The organism is Inquilinus sp. YAF38, assembly GCF_052113205.1.
GTDB lineage: Bacteria > Pseudomonadota > Alphaproteobacteria > DSM-16000 > Inquilinaceae > Inquilinus.
On record NZ_JBFRCU010000002.1, the window covers coordinates 56,294 to 79,217 of the forward strand.

18 protein-coding genes are annotated in these 22,924 nt (G+C 71.1%); 6 read left to right on the forward strand and 12 right to left on the reverse strand.

Annotation, left to right across the window (positions count from 1 at the left end):
* Positions 1–32 precede the first annotated feature (32 nt).
* Both AB4Z01_RS01310 and yghX read left to right on the forward strand, forming a co-directional pair.
* A complete protein-coding gene (locus tag AB4Z01_RS01310) occupies positions 33–1,292 on the forward strand; it encodes an ABC transporter substrate-binding protein (RefSeq protein WP_441689700.1) in 1,260 nt (419 codons plus the stop codon).
* Between the two features lie 93 nt (positions 1,293–1,385).
* A complete protein-coding gene (gene yghX / locus AB4Z01_RS01315; protein WP_441689702.1) occupies positions 1,386–2,273 on the forward strand; it encodes a YghX family hydrolase in 888 nt (295 codons plus the stop codon).
* 169 nt (positions 2,274–2,442) lie between these two features.
* On the opposite strand, the gene AB4Z01_RS01320 is transcribed toward yghX, so the two are convergent.
* The 6 genes from AB4Z01_RS01320 to AB4Z01_RS01345 are packed head-to-tail and all read right to left on the reverse strand — an operon-like array spanning position 2,443 to position 9,188.
* A complete protein-coding gene (locus AB4Z01_RS01320) occupies positions 2,443–3,708 on the reverse strand; it encodes a neutral/alkaline non-lysosomal ceramidase N-terminal domain-containing protein (RefSeq protein ID WP_441689704.1) in 1,266 nt (421 codons plus the stop codon).
* A complete protein-coding gene (locus tag AB4Z01_RS01325) occupies positions 3,705–4,835 on the reverse strand; it encodes an N-acetylglucosamine-6-phosphate deacetylase (RefSeq protein WP_441689706.1) in 1,131 nt (376 codons plus the stop codon). The genes AB4Z01_RS01320 and AB4Z01_RS01325 overlap by 4 nt, the downstream gene beginning before the upstream one ends.
* Positions 4,832–5,602: a sugar isomerase domain-containing protein gene (locus tag AB4Z01_RS01330; protein WP_441689708.1), complete on the reverse strand. Its 771-nt coding sequence runs from the start codon at positions 5,600–5,602 to the stop codon at positions 4,832–4,834. The genes AB4Z01_RS01325 and AB4Z01_RS01330 overlap by 4 nt, the downstream gene beginning before the upstream one ends.
* A complete protein-coding gene (locus AB4Z01_RS01335) occupies positions 5,595–6,359 on the reverse strand; it encodes a 6-phosphogluconolactonase (RefSeq protein ID WP_441689710.1) in 765 nt (254 codons plus the stop codon). Before AB4Z01_RS01335 ends, AB4Z01_RS01330 begins: the two co-directional genes overlap by 8 nt.
* Positions 6,356–7,654: an AGE family epimerase/isomerase gene (locus tag AB4Z01_RS01340; RefSeq protein WP_441689712.1), complete on the reverse strand. Its 1,299-nt coding sequence runs from the start codon at positions 7,652–7,654 to the stop codon at positions 6,356–6,358. Before AB4Z01_RS01340 ends, AB4Z01_RS01335 begins: the two co-directional genes overlap by 4 nt.
* A complete protein-coding gene (locus tag AB4Z01_RS01345) occupies positions 7,647–9,188 on the reverse strand; it encodes a sodium:solute symporter family protein (RefSeq protein WP_441689714.1) in 1,542 nt (513 codons plus the stop codon). Before AB4Z01_RS01345 ends, AB4Z01_RS01340 begins: the two co-directional genes overlap by 8 nt.
* A 173-nt stretch (positions 9,189–9,361) precedes the next feature.
* Here AB4Z01_RS01345 and AB4Z01_RS01350 point away from each other — a divergent pair, with 173 nt between their 5' ends.
* Both AB4Z01_RS01350 and AB4Z01_RS01355 read left to right on the forward strand, forming a co-directional pair.
* Positions 9,362–10,369 carry a LacI family DNA-binding transcriptional regulator gene (locus AB4Z01_RS01350; protein WP_441689716.1) on the forward strand — a complete coding sequence of 336 codons (1,008 nt, stop codon included), beginning with the start codon at positions 9,362–9,364 and terminating at the stop codon, positions 10,367–10,369.
* An 87-nt stretch (positions 10,370–10,456) separates the two neighbouring features.
* The gene (locus AB4Z01_RS01355; RefSeq protein ID WP_441689718.1) at positions 10,457–11,491 is read left to right on the forward strand and encodes a sterol desaturase family protein; all 1,035 of its coding nucleotides are present in this window, start codon (positions 10,457–10,459) and stop codon (positions 11,489–11,491) included.
* Here the strand turns inward: AB4Z01_RS01355 and AB4Z01_RS01360 are convergent.
* From AB4Z01_RS01360 to AB4Z01_RS01375, 4 genes are all read right to left on the reverse strand, one after another.
* Entirely contained in the window at positions 11,488–11,796 is a 309-nt protein-coding gene (locus AB4Z01_RS01360) for a helix-turn-helix domain-containing protein (RefSeq protein ID WP_441689720.1), read from the reverse strand. The two genes, AB4Z01_RS01355 and AB4Z01_RS01360, sit on opposite strands and share 4 nt — an antisense overlap.
* 5 nt (positions 11,797–11,801) lie before the next feature.
* The gene (locus tag AB4Z01_RS01365) at positions 11,802–12,581 is read right to left on the reverse strand and encodes an ATP-binding cassette domain-containing protein (protein ID WP_441689722.1); all 780 of its coding nucleotides are present in this window, start codon (positions 12,579–12,581) and stop codon (positions 11,802–11,804) included.
* Between the two features lies 1 nt (position 12,582).
* A complete protein-coding gene (locus AB4Z01_RS01370) occupies positions 12,583–13,710 on the reverse strand; it encodes an ABC transporter permease (RefSeq protein WP_441689724.1) in 1,128 nt (375 codons plus the stop codon).
* Positions 13,711–13,811: 101 nt separating this feature from the next.
* Entirely contained in the window at positions 13,812–14,126 is a 315-nt protein-coding gene (locus AB4Z01_RS01375) for a MocE family 2Fe-2S type ferredoxin (RefSeq protein ID WP_441689726.1), read from the reverse strand.
* A 124-nt stretch (positions 14,127–14,250) separates the two neighbouring features.
* Here AB4Z01_RS01375 and AB4Z01_RS01380 point away from each other — a divergent pair, with 124 nt between their 5' ends.
* Entirely contained in the window at positions 14,251–15,255 is a 1,005-nt protein-coding gene (locus AB4Z01_RS01380) for a LacI family DNA-binding transcriptional regulator (RefSeq protein WP_441689728.1), read from the forward strand.
* A gap of 183 nt (positions 15,256–15,438) precedes the next feature.
* Here AB4Z01_RS01380 and AB4Z01_RS01385 read toward each other — a convergent pair whose 3' ends face one another.
* Complete coding sequence (locus AB4Z01_RS01385) at positions 15,439–16,374, reverse strand: substrate-binding domain-containing protein (protein ID WP_441689730.1); 936 nt, start codon at positions 16,372–16,374, stop codon at positions 15,439–15,441.
* A gap of 141 nt (positions 16,375–16,515) precedes the next feature.
* Positions 16,516–16,704: a hypothetical protein gene (locus tag AB4Z01_RS01390; protein ID WP_441689732.1), complete on the reverse strand. Its 189-nt coding sequence runs from the start codon at positions 16,702–16,704 to the stop codon at positions 16,516–16,518.
* 174 nt (positions 16,705–16,878) lie between these two features.
* On the opposite strand from AB4Z01_RS01390, the gene AB4Z01_RS01395 reads away from it, so the two are divergent.
* Positions 16,879–22,884 (forward strand): AAA family ATPase, encoded by a 6,006-nt coding sequence (locus AB4Z01_RS01395; RefSeq protein WP_441689734.1) that lies wholly within the window; start codon positions 16,879–16,881, stop codon positions 22,882–22,884.
* Positions 22,885–22,924: the final 40 nt, after the last annotated feature.

A 22,924-nucleotide genomic window follows, 5' to 3' on the forward strand; every position in this document is an offset into this window, starting at 1 on the left:
GTCGCCGGCCCAATCAAACAGGGAGTACAGCGATGAAAAAGATCCTTCTGACCACCGCCCTGGTGGCGGTTATCGGCGCGCCGGCGCTGCCGGCCGCCGCCTGCGACATCACCGTCGGGCTGGTGATGGAGCTGACCGGCCCGGCCGGCGCCTACGGCCAGGCGGGCGCCAAATCGGTGGAGATGGCGTTCCGCGACATCAACGACGCCGGCGGCGCCGCCGGCTGCACCCTGGTGACCGACACCCGCGACAGCCAGAGCCAGGGCACCGTCGCGGTCGACCAGGCGACGCAGCTGGTCAACATCAAGAAGGTGCCGGTGATCATCGGCGGCATCATCTCTTCGGTGTCGATCCCGATCCTGACCTCGGTGACGGCGCCGGCCGGGGTGGTGCAGGTGTCGCCCGCCTCCTCCTCGCCGACGCTGACCGCGCTGGGCCGGGACGGCAAGACCAACGGCGTGTTCTTCCGCACCATCACCTCGGATGCGCTGCAGGGCACGGCGGCGGCGAAATACGCGCTCGATCAGGGCCTGAAGAAGATCGCCGTCATCCACGTCAACAACGATTTCGGCGTGAACATCGTCCGCGAGTTCTCGGCCGCCTACGCCAAGCTCGGCGGCACCATCACCTCGACCACCCCCTATAACGAGCAGCAGTCGAGCTATTCCGCCGAGGCCAGCGCGGCGATGGCGGGAGAGCCGGAAGCGCTGTACCTGGTCAGCACCCCGGTCGACGGCGCCACCATCGCCCGCGCCTGGATCTCGGGCGGCGGCCCGCAGAAGCTGCTGCTGAACGACGGCATGAACTCCAGCGACTTCATCGAAGCCGTCGGCGCGCAGTATCTGAACGACACCTACGGCACCTCCTCGGGCACCAGCAAGACGGCCTCGACCGACTATTTCTATGGCGCCTACGAGGCCTTCTCCGGCGGCATCAAGCCGGACGCGCCGGCGGCCGACCGCTCCTACGACGCCGGCGCCATCGTCGGGCTGGCCATCGCCAAGGCCGGCAAGGCCGATGCCGCGGCGATCAAGGCCGCGATCCCGCAGGTGGTGGCCGAGGGCGGCACGCCGATCCATGCCGGCAAGGCGGAGTTCGCCAAGGCGCTGCAGTTGATCAAGGACGGCAAGCCGATCAAATACGAAGGCGTGATCGGCCCAGTCAGCTTCGACAAATACGGTGACATCACCGGCCCGTTCCGGCTGTGGCGGATCCAGGACGGCAAGGTCACCACGGTCGGCGAGATGAGCGCCGCCGAGGTCGACAAGATCCGGGCCGAGCTGGCGAAATGATTTTGTAACCGACGGGTCCGGCCGCGACGAACGTGAGGACGTGGAGCCGCTTCAGGAGTCGCGAGGCGGTCCGAACGGAAAGGGGAGAGCTGCATGACCCGTCTCACCGCACAGGACTTCCAGCCCGAGCTGCTCGAGCTCTACGACTTCTACGTCCATGGCAGGATCACAAAGCGCGAGTTCCTCGACCGCGCCGGCGCCTTCGCCATCGCCGGGCTCAGTGCGGCAGGGATTCTCACCTCGCTGAGCCCGAACTACGCGATGGCGCAGCAGGTCGAGTTCACCGACCCGGACATCGTGGCGGAGTACATCACCTACCCGTCGCCAAAGGGCAATGGCGAGGTCCGCGGCTATCTGGTCCGCCCCGCCAAGGCCACCGGCAAGGTCGCCGGCGTGGTGGTGGTGCATGAGAACCGGGGCCTCAATCCCTATATCGAGGATGTGGCGCGGCGCGTGGCCAAGGCCGGCTTCGTCGCGCTCGCGCCCGACGGGCTGAGCTCGGTCGGCGGCTATCCCGGCAATGACGACAAGGGGCGCGACCTGCAGCAGAAGGTCGACCCGGCGAAGCTGATGAACGACTTCTTCGCCGCGGTCGAATTCCTGATGCAGAGCGAGCTGACCACCGGCAAGGTCGGCATCACCGGCTTCTGCTACGGCGGCGGCGTTGCCAACGCCGCGGCCGTCGCCTATCCCGAGCTGGCCGCCGCCGTGCCGTTCTATGGCCGGCAGCCGAAGGCGGAGGACGTGCCGCGCATCAAGGCGCCGCTGCTGCTGCACTATGCCGAGCTGGACACCAACATCAACCAGGGGTGGCCCGCCTATGAGGCGGCGCTGAAAGCAGCCGGCAAGACCTACGAGGCCTATATCTATCCCGGCGTCAATCACGGCTTCCACAACGACTCGACGCCGCGCTACGACGAGGCGGCGGCCAAGCTGGCCTGGGACCGGACGATCGCCTGGTTCAAGAAGTACCTCGCCTGAGGCCTCAATTCAGCAGCCGGAAATACTCACCCGTCATGGCGAGCCCCGAAGGGGTACCAGCGGCACGAACCACTGGATGGCCACGTCGGCTTCGCCTCCTCGCCATGACGGGTAAAGATCGAAGAGCCGAACTCAAAGGCCGCTGGCCTTGCAACCTCGGACGCGCCGCTCAGCGGCGCGTCAGGCCGAGCGCGGCGTCGACCAGCCTCTCGGCCGCACCGGGCGCAAAGGCGGCCGGCAGGCCGTAGTAGCGATGCGCCTCCTCCACCTCATAGCCGCCATGCCGGTATTCGCCGGCGGGCGGGATGTAGCCGGGACAGCCATCGGCGAAACCGAAGGTCATGGTGCGGCCGGCCAGCGGGTCGCCGTCCAGCGCCCGGCGCAGGTCGAGCCCGGTCTGGGCGAAGATCTCGCCTGGCAGGCCGACCAGCCGCGCGCCGCCCCAGTCGAACAGGGTGACCCGGGCCGACCATGGGGCGAGCGGGCGGGGCGCTATTTGCTCGGCCCAGTCGATCCAGCGTCGCAGCAGGGCGGCCCGGGCGGGGTTCGCTGCCGCGGCTTCGCGGCGCCAGGCATCCGCCAGGACGCTCGGCGCCTCGGTCTCGGTCCGCGCCAGGGGTAGCATCAGCTCGGTCGATGCGGCGTGAATGGTGCCGCCGAGCGGCTGCTCCGGCGTCTGCAGCGCCGCTTGCGCGATCCGGGCACCGATGCGCTCGGCCTCGGCGAAGGTCCGGTCCGGCCGCGGCGCGGTCGAGATCGAGGCATGGGCCGGATGGCCGGTGTTGATGTCGCCGGTGCAACCGGTGAGGAAGATCGCGACCGCGCGGGGATGGGCGGCCTCGAGATGTCGGCGGACCGCGCCCGGATAATCGGCGGTGAACAGGGTGTTGTCGGCGCCCAGCACCACCGGGTGCAGGGCATAGGAGGCCAGCACCGCGATCTCCGCCCCGCCCTCCTCCCGGATCCGCAGCACCGGCAGCGCCGGATCGACCGGGCCGCCGGCGTGGCGGCGGTTGCGGGCGATGCCGGGGTCCGCGCCCAGACCGAAGCCGAGCCGGGCTGGCCGCCGCGCGGCGCGGGCCTCGGCGACCGCCTGGACGCAGGCATCCTCCAGCCGCTGCAGCCAGGCCGGGTCCAGCCCCGGGCCAAGGCGGCCAGGCATGGCGACGGGCCCGCCATGGGTGTGGGTGGCGGCGACGATGAGATGGCCGTCGGCCAGGCCGGCGCGGTCGCGGATCCGGCGACAGCTGTCCTCGTGGAGGCCGATCGCGTCGGCGACCACCAGTGCCGTCTCGCCGACCGCCACGGCCCGGACGGTCAGCGGGTCGTGCACACCGGTGGCGGGGCTTGCGCGGGCGGCGAAACCTGACATCGCGAGGCCGGCCGGGGGCGTCACGTCGATCACGGCCGCGCCGGCTGGCACCAGGTCGCTCACGGCCGCTCCTCGCCCAGGACCAGGACGGTGTCGATGGCCAGATCCCGGTCGCCCGGGGCCCAGCGGAAGCGGATCAAATCGGCCGGCGCGCCGACGGCCAGCACGCCGCGCCCACCGACGAAGCGGCCGGGATTGAGGGTGGCGAGGCGCAGCGCGTCAGCCAGCGGGATGCCCACCATTTCGATCGCCAGCGCCACATCCTGCTTCAGCGGCCGAGCGGCGCCGGCCAGCAAGGACGTGCCGGCGAGGCCGAGCCGACCGTCGGCCGTCAGCTCGACCCTGCCGCCGACCGGCTGGTCGTAGAGGCCGGGCGGCAGGCCGCCCAGCGCCGCCGCGTCGGAGACCAGAACGGCACGGTCCAGCCCCTTGGACCGCAGCATCGCCTTGAGCACCTCGGCCGGCAGGTGGTGGCCGTCGGCGATGAAGCTGGCGGTCAGCCGGTCCTCGGCCAGCTGCGACCAGATCGGGTTCGGATGGCGCGGCAGCATCGCCGCGATGCCGTTGCCGAGATGGGTCGACAGCCTTGCGCCGGCCTCGACCGCCGCCGCGATCCGGTCCGGCGAGGCGTCGGTGTGGCCAATGGCGACATGGACGCCGCGCGCTGCCAGGCCACGGATGTAGTCCGGCGCGCCGGCATGGTGCGGCGACAGCGTGACCAGCCCGACGAGGCCGCCGCAGGCCCCCTGCCAGCGGTCGAATTCGGCGAGGTCCGGCGGCCGCACCTGGTCGCGCGGATGCGCCCCGCGCGGCCCGTCCTCCGGCGAGATGTGCGGCCCTTCGACATGCACCGCCGGGATGGCATGGGCCACTAGCGGGTCGGCGGCCCGCGCGGCGGCGATCGCAGCCAGGGCCGTGGTGATCGAGGCCTCGGGGGCGGTGATCAGCGTCGGCAGGAAGCTGGTGACGCCGCCGTCCCGCAGCACCGCCGCCAGCCGCGCCACCGTCTCCGGCACCAAGCCGCCACCGTTCAGGTCGAGCCCGGCGAAACCGTTGAGCTGTAGGTCGACCAGCCCGGCCGACAGCCAGGCCGTCTCGCCCGCCGGCACGTCCTCGATCGCGGCCACCCGGCCGTCCACGACCGTGACCGCGAGGCTGCGGCCGGTGGCCGGGTCGCGGCCGGTGATCACAGCGACCGGACCCGGCCGCGGAACCGGCCGATGAAGCGGCCATTGGCCTCGTCGCCGCCCGGGGCGTTGCCGCTGCGCCAGACCGGCGGCTCGATGCCACGCTCGGCCAGCTTGGCGATGGTGCGGATGACCAGGCAGTTCAGCGCGAAGGCGTTGGCGAAGGTCGACACGGCCGCCACCGGCTCGCCGACCCCCGGGATCCGCACCACCGCGTCGCCGACCGGCACCTTGGTGTCGATGGCGATGTCGGCCAGGTCGTGCAGGTTCTGCCTGGTCGGGTGGCGGGCGGGATGGTCTGCTGCCGTCTGGTCGGCATGGCCGCGCGAGCTGACGCCGATGACGAACGTCCCGCGCCGCTTCGCCTCGATCGCCGCGTCGATCAGCGCGGCGTTGATGCCGTAGGCGTTGACCAGGATCAGCAGGTCGTCCGGTCCCAGTCCGCGATCGGCGATCACCACCCGGCCGTAGCCCGGCGTCCGCTCGATCGCCATCGACCGCAGCGCGCCGTTCGACAGCAGCGTGCCCTCGTCGAGAATGGCCGAGACATGCATCAGCCCGCCGGCGCGGAAGAAGATCTCCTGCGCCGCCAGGTTGGAATGGCCGCCGGGGCCGAAGACATGGATCAGCCGGTCGGCTTCGATCTGGTCGGCCAGGCGGGCGGCGGCGCGGTCCAGGCTGTCGCGCTCGGTCTCCAGGATCGCGCGCATCAGGTCATGGGTGCGGTCGAGATAGGCGGCGCAGAGAGCGTCGGCGTCGATGTCAGCCATGGGGGTTCGACTCCGGGTCCAGGAACAGGGTGACGGCAGGGTGCCGGCGCAGCGCGGTCGCCGGGCAGGCGGCGCCGATCCGGTCGTGCAGGGCGCGGCGCACTGCCTCACGCTTGGCGGCGCCGGGCACCACGCAGACGAGGCGATCGGCGCGCAGCAGCCGCGGCAGCGTCAGGGTGATGGCGTGGGTCGGCACCGAATCGAGCGTGGGGAAGCAGCCATCATCGACCTGCTGCTGGCGGCAGACCGCGTCGAGCTCCACCACCTTCACATCCAGCGGGTCGGTCAGGTCGGCCACCGGCGGGTCGTTGAAGGCGAGATGGCCGTTGACCCCGATGCCGAGGCAGACGATGTCGATCGGGGCCCGCGCCAGGGCGCGGGCGTAGTCCGCGGCGGCCGCGGCCGGGTCCTTGCCCGGGTCGATCAGATGGACGGCGCCGAAGGGCAGCCGGTCGAACAGATGGCGCCACAGCCACAGGGCGAAGCGCGCCGGCGCGTCCGGCGCCAGGCCGATATACTCGTCCATGTGGAAGGCGGTGACGCGGCCCCAGTCGATGCCGGGCTCCGCCACCAAAGCATCGAGCATCTCGGCCTGGCTCGGCGCCGCGGCGAAGATCATGCGGGCGGAGCCGCCGTCGCCCAGGCGGCGCCGCAGCTTCGCCGCCACGACGGAAGCGGCGGCCCGGCCCATCGCGGCACGGCTGGGATGGACCTGGACATCGATCCCGCCGATGGGGGCGGATGCGGGCAGGGTCATTCAGAACTCCGTTGGGCCGGCGGAGACACCTCCGCCAGCCTTTCGATCRTCAGCAGCAGGGCCCGGGCGATATGGAACGGGTCCTTGACCGGCAGCGCCACCGTCTTGGCAAGCGGCGCCCCGGCGCGGTCGCGGATCTGCACCCATTCGCCGCCCGGGCCGGCGGGGAAGATTCGGTAAGTGTAAGCCGCCAGCCGGTCGTGCCAGGCGGCGAGATCCTGCCGCCCGGTCTCGAGATGCAGCCGCGCCAGCGTGTACAGCGCCTCGGCATGCGGCCACCACAGCTTGGTGTCCCAGGTGTCGACGACGAGGTCCTCGTAGCGGTCGCCTGTCCGCCGCCCACGCGGCGCGCCGCCATCGCGGTCGGCATAGCGGAACAGCCCGCCCTGGTTCTCGTCCCAGCCCAGCGCCGCGGCGCGGATGGCGATGTCGGCGAGGGCCCCGGCGTCGAGCAGAGGGGAGTCCGCCGCGATGCCTAGGCGCTGCAGGGACTGCCCGGCCTGCAGCAGGAACCAGCAAGCCTCCAGCACATGGCCCGGGGTGCGGTGGCGGGCCAGCAGCGTGTCGGCGTCGTCCGCCGCGGCTGGCGCCATCTCGGCGATGTCGTTGCCGGACACGAAGTCCGTCTCGATCTCGCGCACCGCGGCCAGCACCGTCTCGGCCGCGGCTGCCGAGCCGGTCGCGTCCACCACCTCGGCCCCGACGCCGACCAGGATCATCGGCAGCGAGAAGCCGCGGAAGCCGGCCCGGATCGGATAGGGCTCGGTCCGCGCGGTGCCGGCAGCGATGCGGCCGGCGGCGTTGGCCAGCAGCCGCTCCGCCAGCCCGGCCCATTCCCCCTCCCCGCTCTCCGCCGCCAGCGCGGCGAAGCCGAGGGCGGTGAACAGGTCGGCGAAGACGCTGGTGTGCAGATCCTGCCCCGGCGCCGGCGGTCTCGGCGTGCCGTCCCGCGCCAGGAGATAGGCGGTGCTGCCGTCCGGCAGCAGCGCGTGGTCGCGCAGCAGGACCGCAGTGCGGCGGGCCCGGTCGAGGCAGGCCGTCCGATCGATGTCGACCAGGCCGAGCCGCCCGGCGCGGGCCAGCCGGGCCATCAGCCAGACCCACCGCCCCTGCGACCAGGTGTATTTGTCGCGCGACAGCATCCGGCCGCCATCGTTCGACCAGCAGGTGAACACCCCGCCATGGCGGTCGTCCGGGGCGTTGGCCAGCCACCAGGCCAGGACGTCGTCGACCAGGTGGCGGGCGGTGGCACGGCGCAGCGCCGCCGGGTCGGTGATCGAGACCGCCTCAGGCACGGCTGGCGCTCGTGCCGCGGACCGGGATGCCGGCCACCGCCGTCTCGTCGCTCTCCAGCGCGTCGATCAGCGCGTCGGCCTCGGCGTTCCGCCACGGCGCCACCAGGCCGATCCCGATGAACACGGCCAGCGAGCACAGCACCGGCCCGGCCACGGTGATCGAGGTGGTCCAGTCCGGGTTCAGCGCTTTGATCTGGTCGACGAAGACGTATTTCACCAGGACGAAGACGACGAGGCCGGTGGCCCAGGACACCAGCGCCGCGGTCGGGCCGCAGCGCCGGAAGGCCGGCAGCATGCCCAGCAGCATCGGGATCGCGATCGGCCCGACCAGCGCGCCGAACCACAGGATGATCAGCCCCAGCACGCCGCCGAAGCTGTCGGCCGTCAGCGCGATGCCCATCGACAGGGCGATGAACAGACAGGTGCTGAGCCGGCCGACGAACAACTCGGTCCGGCCGGACATCTGCCGCGCCCCCTTCCAGACCACCGGCAGGATGTCGCGGGTGACGACGGACGAGACGGCGTTGGCGTCGGAGGAGGTCATGGCCATGGTGTGCGCGAACATCCCCGCCAGCACCAGCCCGACCAGGCCGGTCGGCAGCAGGCTCTGGGTCAGCAGCGCATAGGATTGCTGCGGCTGGTCCAGGTTCGGCAGCAGGATCGGCGCCGCCCACATCGGGAAGAACAGGATCAGCGGCCACACCAGGTACAGCGCGGCGGACAAGAGCGCCGCCTTGCGCGCGTCACCGCCCGTCGGCGCGGCGATGAAGCGCTGCGCCAGGTTCCAGGTGCCGCCATTGTAGGACAGGGTGTTGATCAGTAGGTACACCAGCACGAAGACGATGGTGTACTGGCCGTTGAAGGGCTGGGAATGGCCGGGCGGCAGCTGGTCCCAGATGGTCCACAGGGCCGAGACGCCGCCCAGCTTGGCCAGCACCGCGACGAACATCACCGCCCCGGCCAGCAGCTGGATGATGAACTGGCTGAAATCGGTCAGCGCATCGGCCCACAGCCCGCCGATGGTGGAGTAGATCAGGGTGACGCCGCCGGTCAGCAGCACGCCCCAGACCAGCGGCACATCGGCGAAGACCTTCAGCAGCAGGGCCGTGGCGGTCCATTTCGCGCCGACGTCGAAGATCTTCAGCGCGCCGCCGCTCCAGGCCAGCACCTGCTGGGTCGGGACGTTGTAGCGGGTCGACAGGTATTCCAGCGGCGAGATGATGGCCAGTCGCTGCCGCAGCCGCGACCAGCGCGGCGCGAACAGCACCGACCCGACCACCATGGCGAAGGCGATGCCGATCGCCCACCAGACATAGAGGGTGAAGCCCGCCGTATAGGCGATCGCGGCATAGCCGACGAAGACCGCGGCGCTGTAGCCGGACATGTGGTGCGACACGCCGGACAGCCACCAGGGCATCCGGCCGCCGGCGGTGAAGAAGTCGGCCGCCGTCTTGATCTGGCTGCGGGCCCAGACGCCGATGCCGATCATCAGCAGGAAGTACGCCCACAGCACCACCCAGTCGAACGTCCCCATGAAGTCCCCCTTGCTGCCGGCCCGATCGTTGCGGGCCATCCGGGGCAAAGGGTGTTGTGCAACCGGTTGCATGTCAAGTCGCAACCGGTTGCACGCCCGATTTTGGAAGCGATGTACCATTTTGTTCTGCCGCTGCGCCGCGCTAAGACTGTGGCAACGAACCAGTGGACCCGATGGACCAGCCGCCGAAATCCATCCCGACGATCGAGCAGGTGGCCCGCGCCGCGGGCGTGGCGCGGTCGACCGTGTCGCGCGCCTTCAGCCGGCCGGGGATGTTGAGCCCGGCGACCGTGGCCCATGTCATGGCCGTGGCCGTGCGGCTGGGCTATGCCCCGAACCAGGTGGCCCGGGCGCTGTCGACCGGCCGCTACGGCAACATCGCGCTGATCGTGCCGGATGTCGCCAACCCCTTCTTCCCGCCGTTGATCCGCGCCGCCGAGGCGCGGGCGGACGCCGCCGGCCTGTGCGTCTTCCTCGGCGATTCGGACGAGGACCCGGCGCGGGAGGAGCGGCTGACCGGCAAGATGGCGGCGCAGGTCGACGGCTTCGTCCTGGCCTCGTCGCGGCTGGCGGAGGATGCCGTCCGGGCGCTGCGCGGCCGCCGGCCGGTGGTGCTGGTCAACCGCGACATCGACGGGCTGGACCGGGTGCTGATCGACAGCGCCCCCGGCACCGCGGCGGCGGTCCGCCACCTGCAGGCGCTGGGGCACCGGCGCATCGCCTATATCGGCGGCCCGCCCTCCTCCTGGTCCAACCAGCAGCGGCGGATGGCGGTGCTGCGAACGGCGGAGGAGCTGGGCGTCGAGGCCGTCGAGGTCGCCGCCGAGCGGCCGTCCTATGAGGGCGGGATGGCGGCGGCCTCGGCCGTGTTGTCCGCCCGGACCACCGCGGCGATCGCCTTCGACGACCTGGTGGCGCAGGGCCTGCTGGCCGGCCTCGCCGGGCTGGGGATCGAGGTGCCGGCCGCCTTCAGCGTGATCGGCTGCGACGACGTGCTCGGCGCCCGCACCTACCCGCCGCTGACCACCATCTCCTCCCGCTCGAACGACGCCGGCCGGGCGGCGATCGAGATGCTGCTGGCGCAGATCGAGTCCGGCTCATCCTCCGGCACGGCGCAGCGGCTGGCGACGGAGCTGATCATCCGGGCGACCACGGCCGAGCCGCCCGGCCACCGCGCGTGATGAAATCAGATCAAGGCTCGCCTAGGGGTCTTTTCCGGCGCCTCGCTACCCTGGTGCCTCGGAAAGACCACCGCCCAGGCAAGCACGATGGACGACGCGCCCTACGGCACCCGCGACAAGCGCGGGGATTGGAAGCCGCTCGAGCGGATCGAGTATCCGCCGGTCTTCGTCTGGCCGGCCCGGCCGCTGAAGGTCCTGAGATGGCTGTTCGGCTATCCCGGCTTCATCCTGCCCTGGAATCTGCTCTACGCCGCCGCAGCCGCTGTTCTGTGGTTCGCGCTGACACCGCCGCTGGAGACGATGCGGGAATTCTCAGCCGGCTGGATCCTCACTCTCCTGGCCCGCAACGCCGTGATCACGCTGCTGTTCTTCGGCGCCTTCCATCTGCGGCTGTATGTGCGGAAGCGGCAGGGCACCGCGTTCAAGTTCAACGGCAAATGGCCGGCCACCGACAACCCGGCCTTCCTGTTCCGCACCCAGACCGTCGACAACATGGTCTGGACCCTCGCCAGCGCCGTGCCGTTCTGGACCGCCTATGAGGTGCTGACGCTCTGGGCCTTCGCCAACGGCTACGTGCCCTTCATCAGCTTCGAAGAACATCCCGTCTATTTCGTCGCCCTGATGCTGCTGGTGCCGGTGTGGCGGGACCTGCACTTCTACCTCGTGCACCGGCTGCTGCACTGGCCGCCGCTGTACCACGCCGTGCACAAGCTGCATCACAACAACGTCAATCCGGGCCCGTGGTCGGGGCTGGCGATGCACCCGGTCGAGCACCTGCTGTACTTCTCCTGCGTGCTGATCCACTGGATCGTGCCGTCACACCCGCTGCACGCGATCTTCAACCTGGTGCATGCCGGGCTGGCGCCCGCCCCCGGCCATGTCGGCTTCGACAAGCTGGTGGTCGGCCGCGACCGGGCGATCGACACCCATTCCTACGATCACTACCTCCACCACAAGTATTTCGAATGCAACTACGCCGACGGCGTGGTCCCGCTCGACAAATGGTTCGGCACCTTCCATGACGGCTCGAAGGAGGCCCAGGCGGCGATGGACCGGCGCTTTCTGGAACGGGCGCGGAAACAGGCCGAGAAGCAGGCCCGGCGCGAGGCCAAGAGCGGTTAAGGGTTGGTGTCGATAACGGCCGGAAGCGCGGCACCCCCGGCCTTTTTGCGGGCCGGCGCGCCCGGACGGGGGCGGTCGAACAGCCCCCAGATCCGTTCGCGGGCAAAGCGCCGGCGCCAGCGGCCGACGCAATGCTCCTCGAGTTGCAGCCGGCCGGAGATCGCGCGGTTGCTCAGCCCCTCTGCCGCCAGCAGCACGATGCCGGCGCGCAGCGCCATCGCCTGCCGCCCGAGGCTGTGGCCGGCGATCCGGTCGAGGGCGGCGCGCTCGGCCCCGGACAGGATGATCGGCTCGGCCCGTGCCATGGCCCTCACACCATCCGGCCGAGCTCGCCCTCCAGCCGGACCAGCTCCTCGCCGCCGGCCATCAGGTCCTGCAGCTCCTCCTGGCCGATCTCGCCGCGCAGGGCGGTGCCGAGGGTGCGGCCGCGGTTCAGCACGGTGAAGCGGTCGCCGATGGCCAGGGCATGGCGCACATTATGGGTGATGAAGACCACGCCGACGCCCTTCTTGCGGGCCTGGTCGATGGTCGCCAGCACATTCGCCGTCTGGCGCACGCCGAGGGCCGAGGTCGGCTCGTCGAGGATTAGCACCCGGGCGCCGAAATAGACCGCGCGGGCGATCGCCACCGACTGCCGCTCGCCGCCCGACAGGGTGCCGACCGCCTGGTCCGGCGCCCGCAGGCGGATGCCCATGCGCGCCATCTCTGCCATGGCGATGCGGTTGGCGGTCTCGAAATCGAAGAGCTTGAACGGGCCGAACCGGGTCTTCGGCTCGCGGCCGAGGAAGAAGTTCCGGGTCACCGACATCAGCGGGATCATCGCCAGGTCCTGGAACACGGTGGCGATGCCGGCGTCGATCGCGTCCCGCGCAGCGGCGAAGGCGACCTCGCGGCCATCGAGCAGGATCTGCCCCCGCGTCGGCTTGTGCACGCCGGACATCGTCTTGATCAGGGTCGACTTGCCGGCGCCGTTGTCGCCGAGCAGGCAATGCACCTCGCCCTCATTGACCGCGATGCTGACGCCGGCCAGCGCGATCAGCATGCCGAAATGCTTCTCGATGTCCTGCAGCTCCAGGATGGTGTTCGGCATCTCAGCGCTCCCCGGTGATCAGGCGGCGGATGTAGGTGTTGAGGACCACGGCGACGAGCAGGATCACGCCCAGGAACACCCGGAACAGCGAGCTCTCGACCCCGGCGAAGAACAGCCCCTGCTGCACCACGCCGAAGATGACGGCGCCGAGCGCGGCGCCGACCACCGTGCCGTAGCCGCCGGTCAGCAGCGTGCCACCGATGACCACGGCGATCACCGCCTCGAACTCCTTGAACAGGCCGCGGTCGGCGGCGGCCGAGCCGAATTCGAGCACCTGGCAGGCGGCCAGCACCGTGGCGCAGAAGGCCGACAGCATGAACATCAGGATCTTCACCCGGTTGACCGGGACGCCGACATTGCGCGCGGCGCCGGCATCGCCGCCGGCGGCGAAGATCCAGTTGCCGAAGGCGGTGCGGGTCAGCAGCAGATGGGCCAGGACCACCAGCAGCACCGCCCAGACCATCAGCATCGGGATGCCGTCGACCACCGGCAAGCCGGCCTTGGCCCCGGCCTTGAAGGTGCCGACCATGCCGCGCTCGGCCAGCCAGGCGAACAGCCCGCCCAGCACCTTGCCGCCGAACACCGGCGCCAGCCAGTCGCCCTGGGCGGCGGACTTGACCCCGCCGATGATGGTCGACCCGTTGATCGTGATCGGCGCGTAGATGGTCAGGCCGCGCAGGATGAACAGCGACGCCAGGGTGACGATGAAGGACGGCAGCCCGGTGCGGATCACCAGGTAACCGTTGAGCGCGCCGATCGCCAGCGCCGCGGCGAAGGCCGCGACGATCGCCAGCCACAGCGGGCAGCCGAACTGGGTCGACAACAGCGCGATGACGATCCCGGCGAAGCCGATCATCGAGCCGAGCGACAGGTCGAACTCGCCCGCGATCATCAACAGGCAGGCGCCGACGGCGATGATCGCGAACTGCGCCGCCACCGTGCCCCAGTTCATCACGCCTTCCAGCGAGAACATGCCGGAATCCGGGGCGACGAACAGGAACAGCAGGAAGACCGCGACGGTGCCGCAGATCGACCCCAGCTCCGGCCGGATCATGGTCTGGCGCAGCGCCGAGATCTTGCGCACGCGGTCGTCATCGGCGAGCGGGACGGCGCTCTTGGTCACGGTCATGTCTCCTCCCTGTCCTTCTCTGCCGGTCACACCGCAGCAGTGCTTTCAGCTTGAATGGGTGACCGGGCCGCCCGTCTCGCACAGGACGAAGGCGGCCACAGTCAGGCCACCTGGATCAGGATGCGGCCGGCCTCGACCCTGACCGGATAGGTCCGCAGGTTGACGCAGACCGGCGCGCCCCGCGCCTCGCCGGTCCTGTAGCTGAAGCGGCCGTTGTGCTTCGGGCATTCGATGATGTCGTCCATCACCAGCCCGTCGGCGAGATGGACCTTCTCATGCGTGCACAGCCCGTCGGTGGCGAAATACTCGTCCTCGGGGCTGCGGTAGATGGCATAGGTCCGGCCGCCATGATCGAAGCGGATCACGTCTTCCGGGTCGACGTCTTCGGCGGCGCACGCCTCGAGCCACTGGTCCATTCGCGTTTCCTCTCGCGGCGCGCGGCACACCGGCCAGCGCGTCCTTTGTCGGAGGACGATAGCGACCGGCCCCCTTCACAAACCATCTCCGGTCTGATCAAATTTGATCAGGGAGGCGGGACCAATGAAGTCAGCGAGACTGGCCGATATCGCGCGCGAGGCGCAGCTGGGGACCGCGACGGTCGAGCGGGTGCTGAATGCGCGCGGCAATGTCCGGCCCGAGACGGTCGAGAAGGTGCTGCTGGCCGCCCGCAAGCTCGGCTACGACCGAAGGCTGCCGGAGCGCTATCGCGGCACCATCCGCATCGAGGTGATCATGGTGCGCCCGGACACGCCGTTCTTCGCCCGGCTGAACCAGGCTTTCGCGCGGATCGCCGCGACGCTCGACACCAGCATCCTGCTGCACCGCACCTTCCTCGACGAGGCCGATCCCCTCGCGGTGGCCCGGCACATCGCCAACCCGGGCTTCCGCCGGTCGGGCCTGATCATCTGCGCCCCCGACCACCCCGAGGTACGGGCGAGGCTGGGCGAGGCCAAGGCGGCCGGGGTGGCGGTGCTGCCGATCGTCTCGCGCATCGGCGACGACCCGTTCATCGGCATCGACAACTACGCCGCCGGGCGGACCGCCGCCTTCTACCTGGCGAGCATGCTGAAGCCGCGCTCCGGCACGCTGGTGGCGCTGTGCCACAGCGGCGTCTACCAGGTGCACAAGGAGCGGGTCCGCGGCTTCTCCGACTACCTGGCCGAGCACCCCGACCCGGCGCAGGCCTTCGCGCTGGTGATGTTCGGCCTGGACGACCGGCTGCACTCGTCCGCCGTGTTCGAGGAGGCGCTGCGGGCGCATCCCGACATCATCGGCCTGTACAATGCCGGCGGGGCCAATGCGGGGATCGCCTCGGTGCTGGAGCGGCAGAAGCGCGGCCGGTCGATCATGTGGATCGGCCATGAGCTGACCGAGAATTCGCGCCGCTGGCTGCAATCCGGGCTGATGGACATCGTGCTGGACCAGGCCCCCGAGGTGCAGGCGCGGCGCGCGCTGGACACCGTGCTGCACCGGATCGGCTTCCTCGAGGTCGAGGTCAGCGCCGACCCGGTGCGCTTCTTCACCATCAGCGCCGAGAACCTGTGACGGCCACATGCGCCGTGGCCCCCGTCCCGCCTCGCATCCTCAGAGACCGTTTGGAAATGCGCTGGCGTGAGCCGGCTGGCGGTGGTTTCGAGAGCCGGCGCGCAGCGGACATAGGTCCGTGAGCACCGGAAGCGCAGAAACCGCCGTCAGACGGCCGCGCCGGTAGCATTTACAAATGGTCTCTCAGCGGTATTTGCCGGCCAAGGCCAGCACCTGTTCGAGATTGTCCTTGGTGATCAGGCCGGGGCCGGAGAAGACGTCGTTCGCCTGCAGCACGCCGTAGCGGACGTAGTTGGTCAGGATCGCCACGGCGCCATAGCCCTGGATGAAGGGCTGCTGGTCGACGGCGACCTTGATCAGCCCGTCCTTCATCGCGCTGACGATGTCCTGGCTGAGGTCGAAGGTGGCGAAGAAGTACTGGTCCGCGGCGCCCTGGTCCTTGACCCATTTGATCATCGGGTCGGCGCCGGTCGGCCCGAGGGTGAGGATCGCCTGGGTGTCGGCATGGGCCTTCAGATACGCGGCGGCGCGGGTGACCACGTCGTTCGGATCGGTGCCGGAATCGATCTCCTGCCCGCCGAGCGGCACGCCGAGACCGTCGGCGAAGCCCTGGCAGCGCTGGTGCGAGACCGGGTGCTGGTAGAAGTGGTTGACGCAGACGAAGCTGTTCACCCCGGCCGCCTTGGCCTTGCCGCCCGCCGCTTTGCCGGCCTCGTATTCGGCCTGGCCGATATAGCGCAGGGCGCCGATCTTCGCCGCGATCTCGGCCGACCCCGAATTCGCGATCACCACCGGGATGCCGGTGGCCACGGCGTTGCTCAGCGGCTCGCCAACGATCGCCTCGTCCGGCACGGTCGAGATGATCCCGGCGGGCTTCGACGCGATCGCCTGGTCGATCAGGCGCCCCATCTCGGACAGGTCGCCGCCGGACGGGTTGCGGAACTCGATGGTGACGCCGAGCTGGTCGGCGGCGAGCTGCGCCGAGTTGCGGATGACGTTGTAGAACGAGTCGGATTCGGACCAGTGCCCGACGAAGACGATGCGCTCGGCCGCGCCGGCCGCCGTAGCCCCGAACAGCAATCCGCAGACGGCGAATACCCCTGCCAGAATTCTTGTCATGGTCTCCTCCCAACCGCGGGGCCGGGCCGCCACTTTGGGGCCTCGCTGCGCGGATGGAGCGAGCGTATGGCCGGAGCAACGGCGCTCAACGGGCGCCGTTGATCAGATTTCATCACCCGGTGGCGACGACGGCCGGTACGGTCAGGGATTCTTGGACGGTTCGGGGGCAGACCGATGCGGCATGGCGGCGAGCGGGGAGCCCGAGGGATGGCCTCCTCGAGCGGCGCAGGCGAGCTTGGCGACGAAGCGGCGCTTCACCTCGTCCATCTGCAGCTCGAAAGCATCTGCGGGGTTGTAATTGTCGTTGGCCTGAGCCCGGGGCGGAATCATGGCGTCATCAAATGCAGGTGGACTATACCGTCCAGCATGACACCGCCGCCGGCGTTCCTCCAGCGAAAAGCCGCCGGCCCGCGCCGGCAGCAACCGATCCCGGGGCGTTGACGGAAGTGCTACTCTAGGTTGATCGAGGGCAGCGCCAGCCTTGCCCGGGGGGAGATGACAGCCGTGCCGGACGCCGCACATCGCCTTCGCCGCCGCGAGGTCATCCACCGCACCTCCACCACCACGGTGATCCGGGCTGTGCTCGACGATGGCCGCCCGGTCGTGCTGAAGGAGGCCCTGGGCGAGCCGGTGGTCGGCCTGGTCGACCGGCTGCGGCGCGAGCACGAGCTTCTGGCCCGCTTCGACTCCGATCTCGTGGTCCGTCCGATCGGGCTGCAGCCGGACAGCCCGGAGGGCCCGGCCCTGGTGCTGGAGGATATCGGCGGGATCACGCTGTCCGACTGGATCGCCGCGGCGCCGCCGGACCTCGCCGGCCGGATCGCGGTCGCCGAGGCCCTGGCCGCCGGCCTTGCCCATGTGCATGAGCGCGGCGTGCTGCACGGCGACCTGTCGGCCCACAACATCGTGCTCAACCCGGCGGATCAGCGCGTCAACTACATCGATTTCGGCGGCGCCGTGCTGCTGGACCGCGGCGACTCCGTCCTGGCCGAGGCCTTGCCGGCGGTGGAGGATATGACCGCCGTCGCCCCCGAGCGGACCGGCCGGATGAACCGGCCGATCGATCACCGCGCCGATCTCTATTCGCTCGGCGCCGTGCTGTACCAGCTGTTCGCCGGCCGGCCGCCCTTCGCCGGCGAGGAGCGGCTGGAGCTGCTGCACGCCCATCTCACCCGGCGCCCGGTGCCGCTGGACGCGCTGCTGCCGGGATTTCCGCCGATGTTGGCGGAGATCGTGGCGACGCTGCTGCTGAAGGACGCCGCATCCCGCTACCGCAGTGCCGCCGACCTGGCGGCCGATCTGGCACGCTGCCGCGCCGGCTTCGCGCCCGAGGGTGCCGTGGGCGGACGCATTACCGCCTTCCCCCTCGCCGCCGGCGATGACGGCGACAGCTTCGGCGACGGCACGATCCTGTACGGCCGGGCTGCCCCCCTGGCCGCGCTGCAGGCGGCATTCGACGCGGCCCGATCCGGCCGCAGCGGCGCCGTGCTGGTCACCGGCGCCCCCGGCATCGGCAAGAGCACGCTGGCGGCCGGGCTGCGCGACCGCGTGGCCGAGGCCGGCGGCCGCTTCGCCGCCGGCAAGTTCGAGCAGCAGCGCGACGAGCCCTATCTCGGCCTGGTCCAGGCCTTCGCCGGGCTGGTCCGCGGCGTGCTGACCGAACCCGACGCCACGGTCGCGGCCCGGCGCGCCACGCTGCTGGACCGGCTGGGCCGCAGCGCCAGCGTGCTGGCCGAGCTGGTGCCGGGGCTGGACCGGCTGATCGGACCGCAGCCGCCGACCGCCGTCCTGGCCCCGGCCGAGGCAGGGCGCCGGCTGGCGCAGGCGGTGCAGGATCTGGTCGCCGTCTTCGCTGCGCCGGACCATCCGCTGGTGCTGCTGCTGGACGACCTGCAATGGGCGGACGGCGCCAGCCTGGAGCTGCTGGGCCCGATCTGCGCCGCCGCACCCGCCGGCGGGCTGCTGCTGATCGGCACCTGCCGCGACGGGGATCCGGAGCCGGCGCTGCAGGACGCGCTCGACGCGTTGCCCGGGCTGCGCCGCATCGCCCTGCAGCCGCTGGCGCCGGGGGATATCGAGGCCATGCTGGTCGCCGCCTATCGCGGCCATCCGGACCAGGCGGCGGCCGCCGCCCTGGTGCATGCCAAGACCCTGGGCAACCCACTGTTCGCCCGCCAGCTGCTGGGCCATCTGCGCGACACCGGCGCGATCGGCCCGTCCGGAACCTGGGATCTGGATCGCATCGCGGCGGTGCAGGCGACCGACAACGTGGTCGGCTTCCTGGCCGACCGCATCGGCCATCTGCCGGCAGAGCTGCGGCGCGTGGTGACCACCAGCGCCTGCCTGGGCATGCTGGTCGACGCCGAGCTGCTCGGCGCCGTGCTCGGCCTCGACGACACGCCGCTGCAGCGGATCCTCGACGACGCCGTGGCGGAAGGGCTGATGGTGTCCCGCGACGGCGGCGTCGGCTTCGCCCATGACCGGATCCGCGAGGCCGCGGATCGGCTGGCCGACGATCCCGAGGTCCTGCATCGCCGCATCGCCCTGCTGCTGCTGGAGCGGACCGGCGAGGCCCAGTTGCCTGGCTCCGCCTTCGCCATCGCCCGGCACCTGAATGCCGCGGGCGGGCTGGATGACGACCCCGCGTTGCGGGCGCGCTGCGCCGAGATCAACCTGATCGCGGCCCGGCAGGCCCGGGCGGCGGCCGCCTTCGCCCCGGCCCGCGACTATGCCGAGATCGCGCTGCGCCTGACCGACCCGGGCCTCTGGGACACCCGCTACGACGATGTCGCCGAGGCGGCGCTGCTGCTGGCCGAATGCCGGATGCTGACCCAGGACCACGCCGCCTTCGACCGTGAGGTCGAGGCGCTGGCCGCCCGGCTCCGGGACGATGAGCACCGGCTGCAGCTGGCCATGCTGCAGCTCGTGTCGCTCGACGCGCGGCTGATGGAGCAGGAGGCGATCGAGGTCGGCCGCCGGGCGCTGCGCCTGGTCGGCATCGAGCTGCCGGAGACGGCGGAGCGGCAGGGCGAGGCCGTCGGCGCCGAGTTCGCGGAGTTCCAGCGGCTGATGGCCGGGCGCCCGGCCGAGGTGCTGCTGGACCTGCCGCCGCTGCGCGACCGGCGCCTGGCGGCGGCGATGCAGATCCTGTTCCGTCTGGCCCCCGACGCGCACAACACGCTGCAGCCGGCGCTGTTCGCGCTGATGGCGCTGCGCAATGCCAATCTGATGCTGCAGCATGGCGGCGACACGCTGGCGCCCGGCATCATCGTCACCCTGGCCCTGACGCTGCGCGGGATGACCGGCGACAGCGTGACGGCCGACGCCTTCGCCCGGACCGCGATCGCCCTCGACGCCAAGCTCGGCCATCCGCTGACGGCCAGCGTGACCTTCGTCTATGCCTATTTCCTGCGGCACTGGCTGCACCCGCTGGCGGGCGCGCTGCAGCTCAACCTCGACGGCATCCGGGCCGGCTTCGAGATGGGCGACATCCAGTTCGGCTCCTATCACGCATCGGCCTATGTCATCCACCTGCTGGGCAGCGGCGGGCCGCTGGCCGAGGTGGCTCGCATCGGCGAGGAGCATCTGCGGCTGATCGGCGACCGCAACCGAACGGCGGCCGAGCATTGCCGGATGCAGGTCGACTTCGCCGCCGCCCTGATGGGCCGGACGCCGGCGCCCAACAGCATGGCTCGCGACCGGGTCCGGAGCGAGGCGGAGGAGGACGCCCATCTGCAGGCGCTGGATCTGGTCGCCCGCGCCAACTACCTGATCCGCCGGCTGCAGCTGGCCCTGCTGTTCCGGGATCTCGGCGCGGCCCGGCGCCTGATCGGCCCGACGACGGCGAGCCTGCCCGGCGCCGCCGGCCTCGCGGTCGAAGCCGAGGGCGTCGCCTTCCTGCTGCTGGCGGCGCTGGCAGAGGACGGCGATCGCGGCGACGGTTTCGCGGCACAACGCGACCGGCTGCGCGGCTGGAGCGAGCTGAACCCGCATAATTTCGGCGCCATGCACGGCTTGGTCGAGGCGGAGCTGGCGCGCGCCGAGGGGCGGACCGCCGACGCGCTCCGCCTCTACGGCGACGCCATCCATCGGGCCGACGCCGCCAAGCTGACCCATCAGGCCGCGCTGGCGAACGAGTATGCCGGGCGCTTCTGCCTGGGCCTGGGCAACGATGTCGCCGGCACGGCCCATCTGCGCGAGGCCGCGTCGCTGTACGGCTATTGGGGAGCCGCCGCCAAGGTGGCCGCGCTGGAGCAGGAGTTCCCCCGCCTGGCGGTGCGGTCGCGCGGAGCGCGCGCATCGCTGCGCGAGACCGGCAGCCCGGAGGACGACATCGATTTCCGGGCCGTGCTGCGGGCCGCGCATTCAATCTCACGCGAGATCGACCTGCGCCAGCTGGTGCAGCGGGTGCTGGGCGCGATCCAGGAGAGCGCCGGCGCGTCCTACGGCGTCCTGGTGCTGCGGCGCGACGATGGCCTGTATGTCGAGGCCGTCGGCCGCGACCGGGAGATCCTCGCCGGCGAAGGATCCGGACGGCTGGAGGAGAGCACTGCCGTCCCCCGGTCGGTCCTGTCCTATGTGCTGCGCACCCGCGAAGCCCTGGTGCTGGACAACGCCCAGCATTCGTCCGAGTTCTTGCGGGACCCTTACATCCAGACCAACCGCGTCGCCTCGATCCTGTGCGCCCCGCTGGACGAGCGGGGCCAGGTCGATGGGCTGATCTATCTCGAGAACAATCTCGCCGCCGGGATCTTCAGCCCGCGCCGGCTCGAGGTGGTGCAGGTCCTGGCGGGACAGGCGGCGATCGCCCTGGCGAATGCCCGGCTGTTCACCGCCCTCGACGGTGCGCGCACCGATCTGCTGCAGGCGAATGAAGGACTCGAGCAGAAGGTCGGCGAGCGCACCGCGGAACTCGCCGCCGCCCGCAACCGCGCGGTGACCAAGGAGCGCGAGGCGCGCCGGGCCCGGCGCGCCGCCGAGCTCGCCAACCAGGCGAAATCCCGCTTTCTGGCGGTGGTCAGCCACGAGATCCGGACGCCGATGAACGGCGTGCTGGGGATGCTGCAGATCCTCGACCGCGACCGCCTGGGCGAGGAGCAGCGCCGCTACCTGGAGATCGCCGAGGAATCAGGCAAGTCCCTGCTCGACCTGATCGACGGAATCCTGGACTACGCCCGGCTGGAGAACAGCCAGGAGGCGCTGGACCTGCAGGATTTCGACCTGCACCGGCTGGTGGCCGACGCGGTCGAGTTGATCCGCCCCCAGATTGCGGCCAGGGGGCTGGGGCTGACCCTCTCGATCGACGCGCCGCCGGAGGCGATCCTGCGCAGCGATCCCCGCCGCCTCGGCCGCGTGCTGATCAACCTGCTGAGCAACGCCGTCAAATTCACCTCGGAGGGCGGCATCGACGTGACGGTCGGGCTGGACCCGATGCCAGGGGGGCGGTCGATGCTGCGTGTCGCGGTGACGGACACCGGCATCGGCATCGCCCCTGACATGCACGACCGTATCTTCGGCGACTTCATCCAGGCCGATTCGTCGATCGCCCGGCGCTACGGCGGCACCGGGCTTGGCCTGGCGATCTGCCGCCGGATCGCCGACCTGCTGGGCGGCACGCTGACGGTCAACAGCGCGCCGGGCGCCGGCAGCACCTTCCGGCTGGCGGTGCCGGTGACGCCGGGCACGGCCACGCCGGAGGCGCCCGCGCCGGTCGTGGCCGGCCCGGCGCTGTCGGTCCTGGTGGTCGACGACGACCCGATCAACCGGGCTGTGGCCGCCGGGCTGCTCGGCCGGCTGGGCCACCGGGTCACCCTCGCCGATGGCGGTCCGGCCGCGATCGAGGCGGCGGCGGCCTCCGTCTTCGACGTGGTGATGATGGACCTGCACATGCCCGGCATGGACGGGCTGGAGGCGACGCGGCGGATCCGCGCCCTGCCGGGCGACCGCGAGCCGCCGCACATCCTGGCGCTGACCGCCGACCTGACCGACGGCAGCCGGCAGCGCTGCGCCCTGGCGGGGATCGAGCGCATCCTGGGCAAGCCGCTGCAGCTCGCCGCGCTGCAGCGCATGCTGGCCACCGTCTGCGACTCCCGCCCGCCGGTCGAGCCGCCGCTGGTGTCGGCCGATCCGACCGCCCTGGTCGACCAGGAGTTCTACGACGAGCGCCATGAGATCCTGGGCATCCGCGAGCTGGCGCGGCTGGCCCTGATGTTTCATCGGGTCTCGCGGCCGCTGATCCGGGCGATCGGCGCCGCGGCCGAGGCCGGCGACCGCCGCGACCTCGCCCGCCTGGCCCATCGCCTGAGCAGCTCGGCCGGCGCGCTGGGCCTGATCCGCCTGGCCCGCCACGCCTCCGCGATCGAGGTTTGCGCCGGCAACGACGCGCCGATCGACGGGCTGATGGACATGGCAGCGGCGCTGGGGCCGCTCCGCCGCCTGTCGATCGACGCCCTGATGGCGGAGATGCGGCGATCGCGCTCTCAGAGACCGTTTGGAAATGCGCTGGCGTGAGTCGGCTGGCGGTGGTTTCGAGAACCGGCGCGCAGCGGAC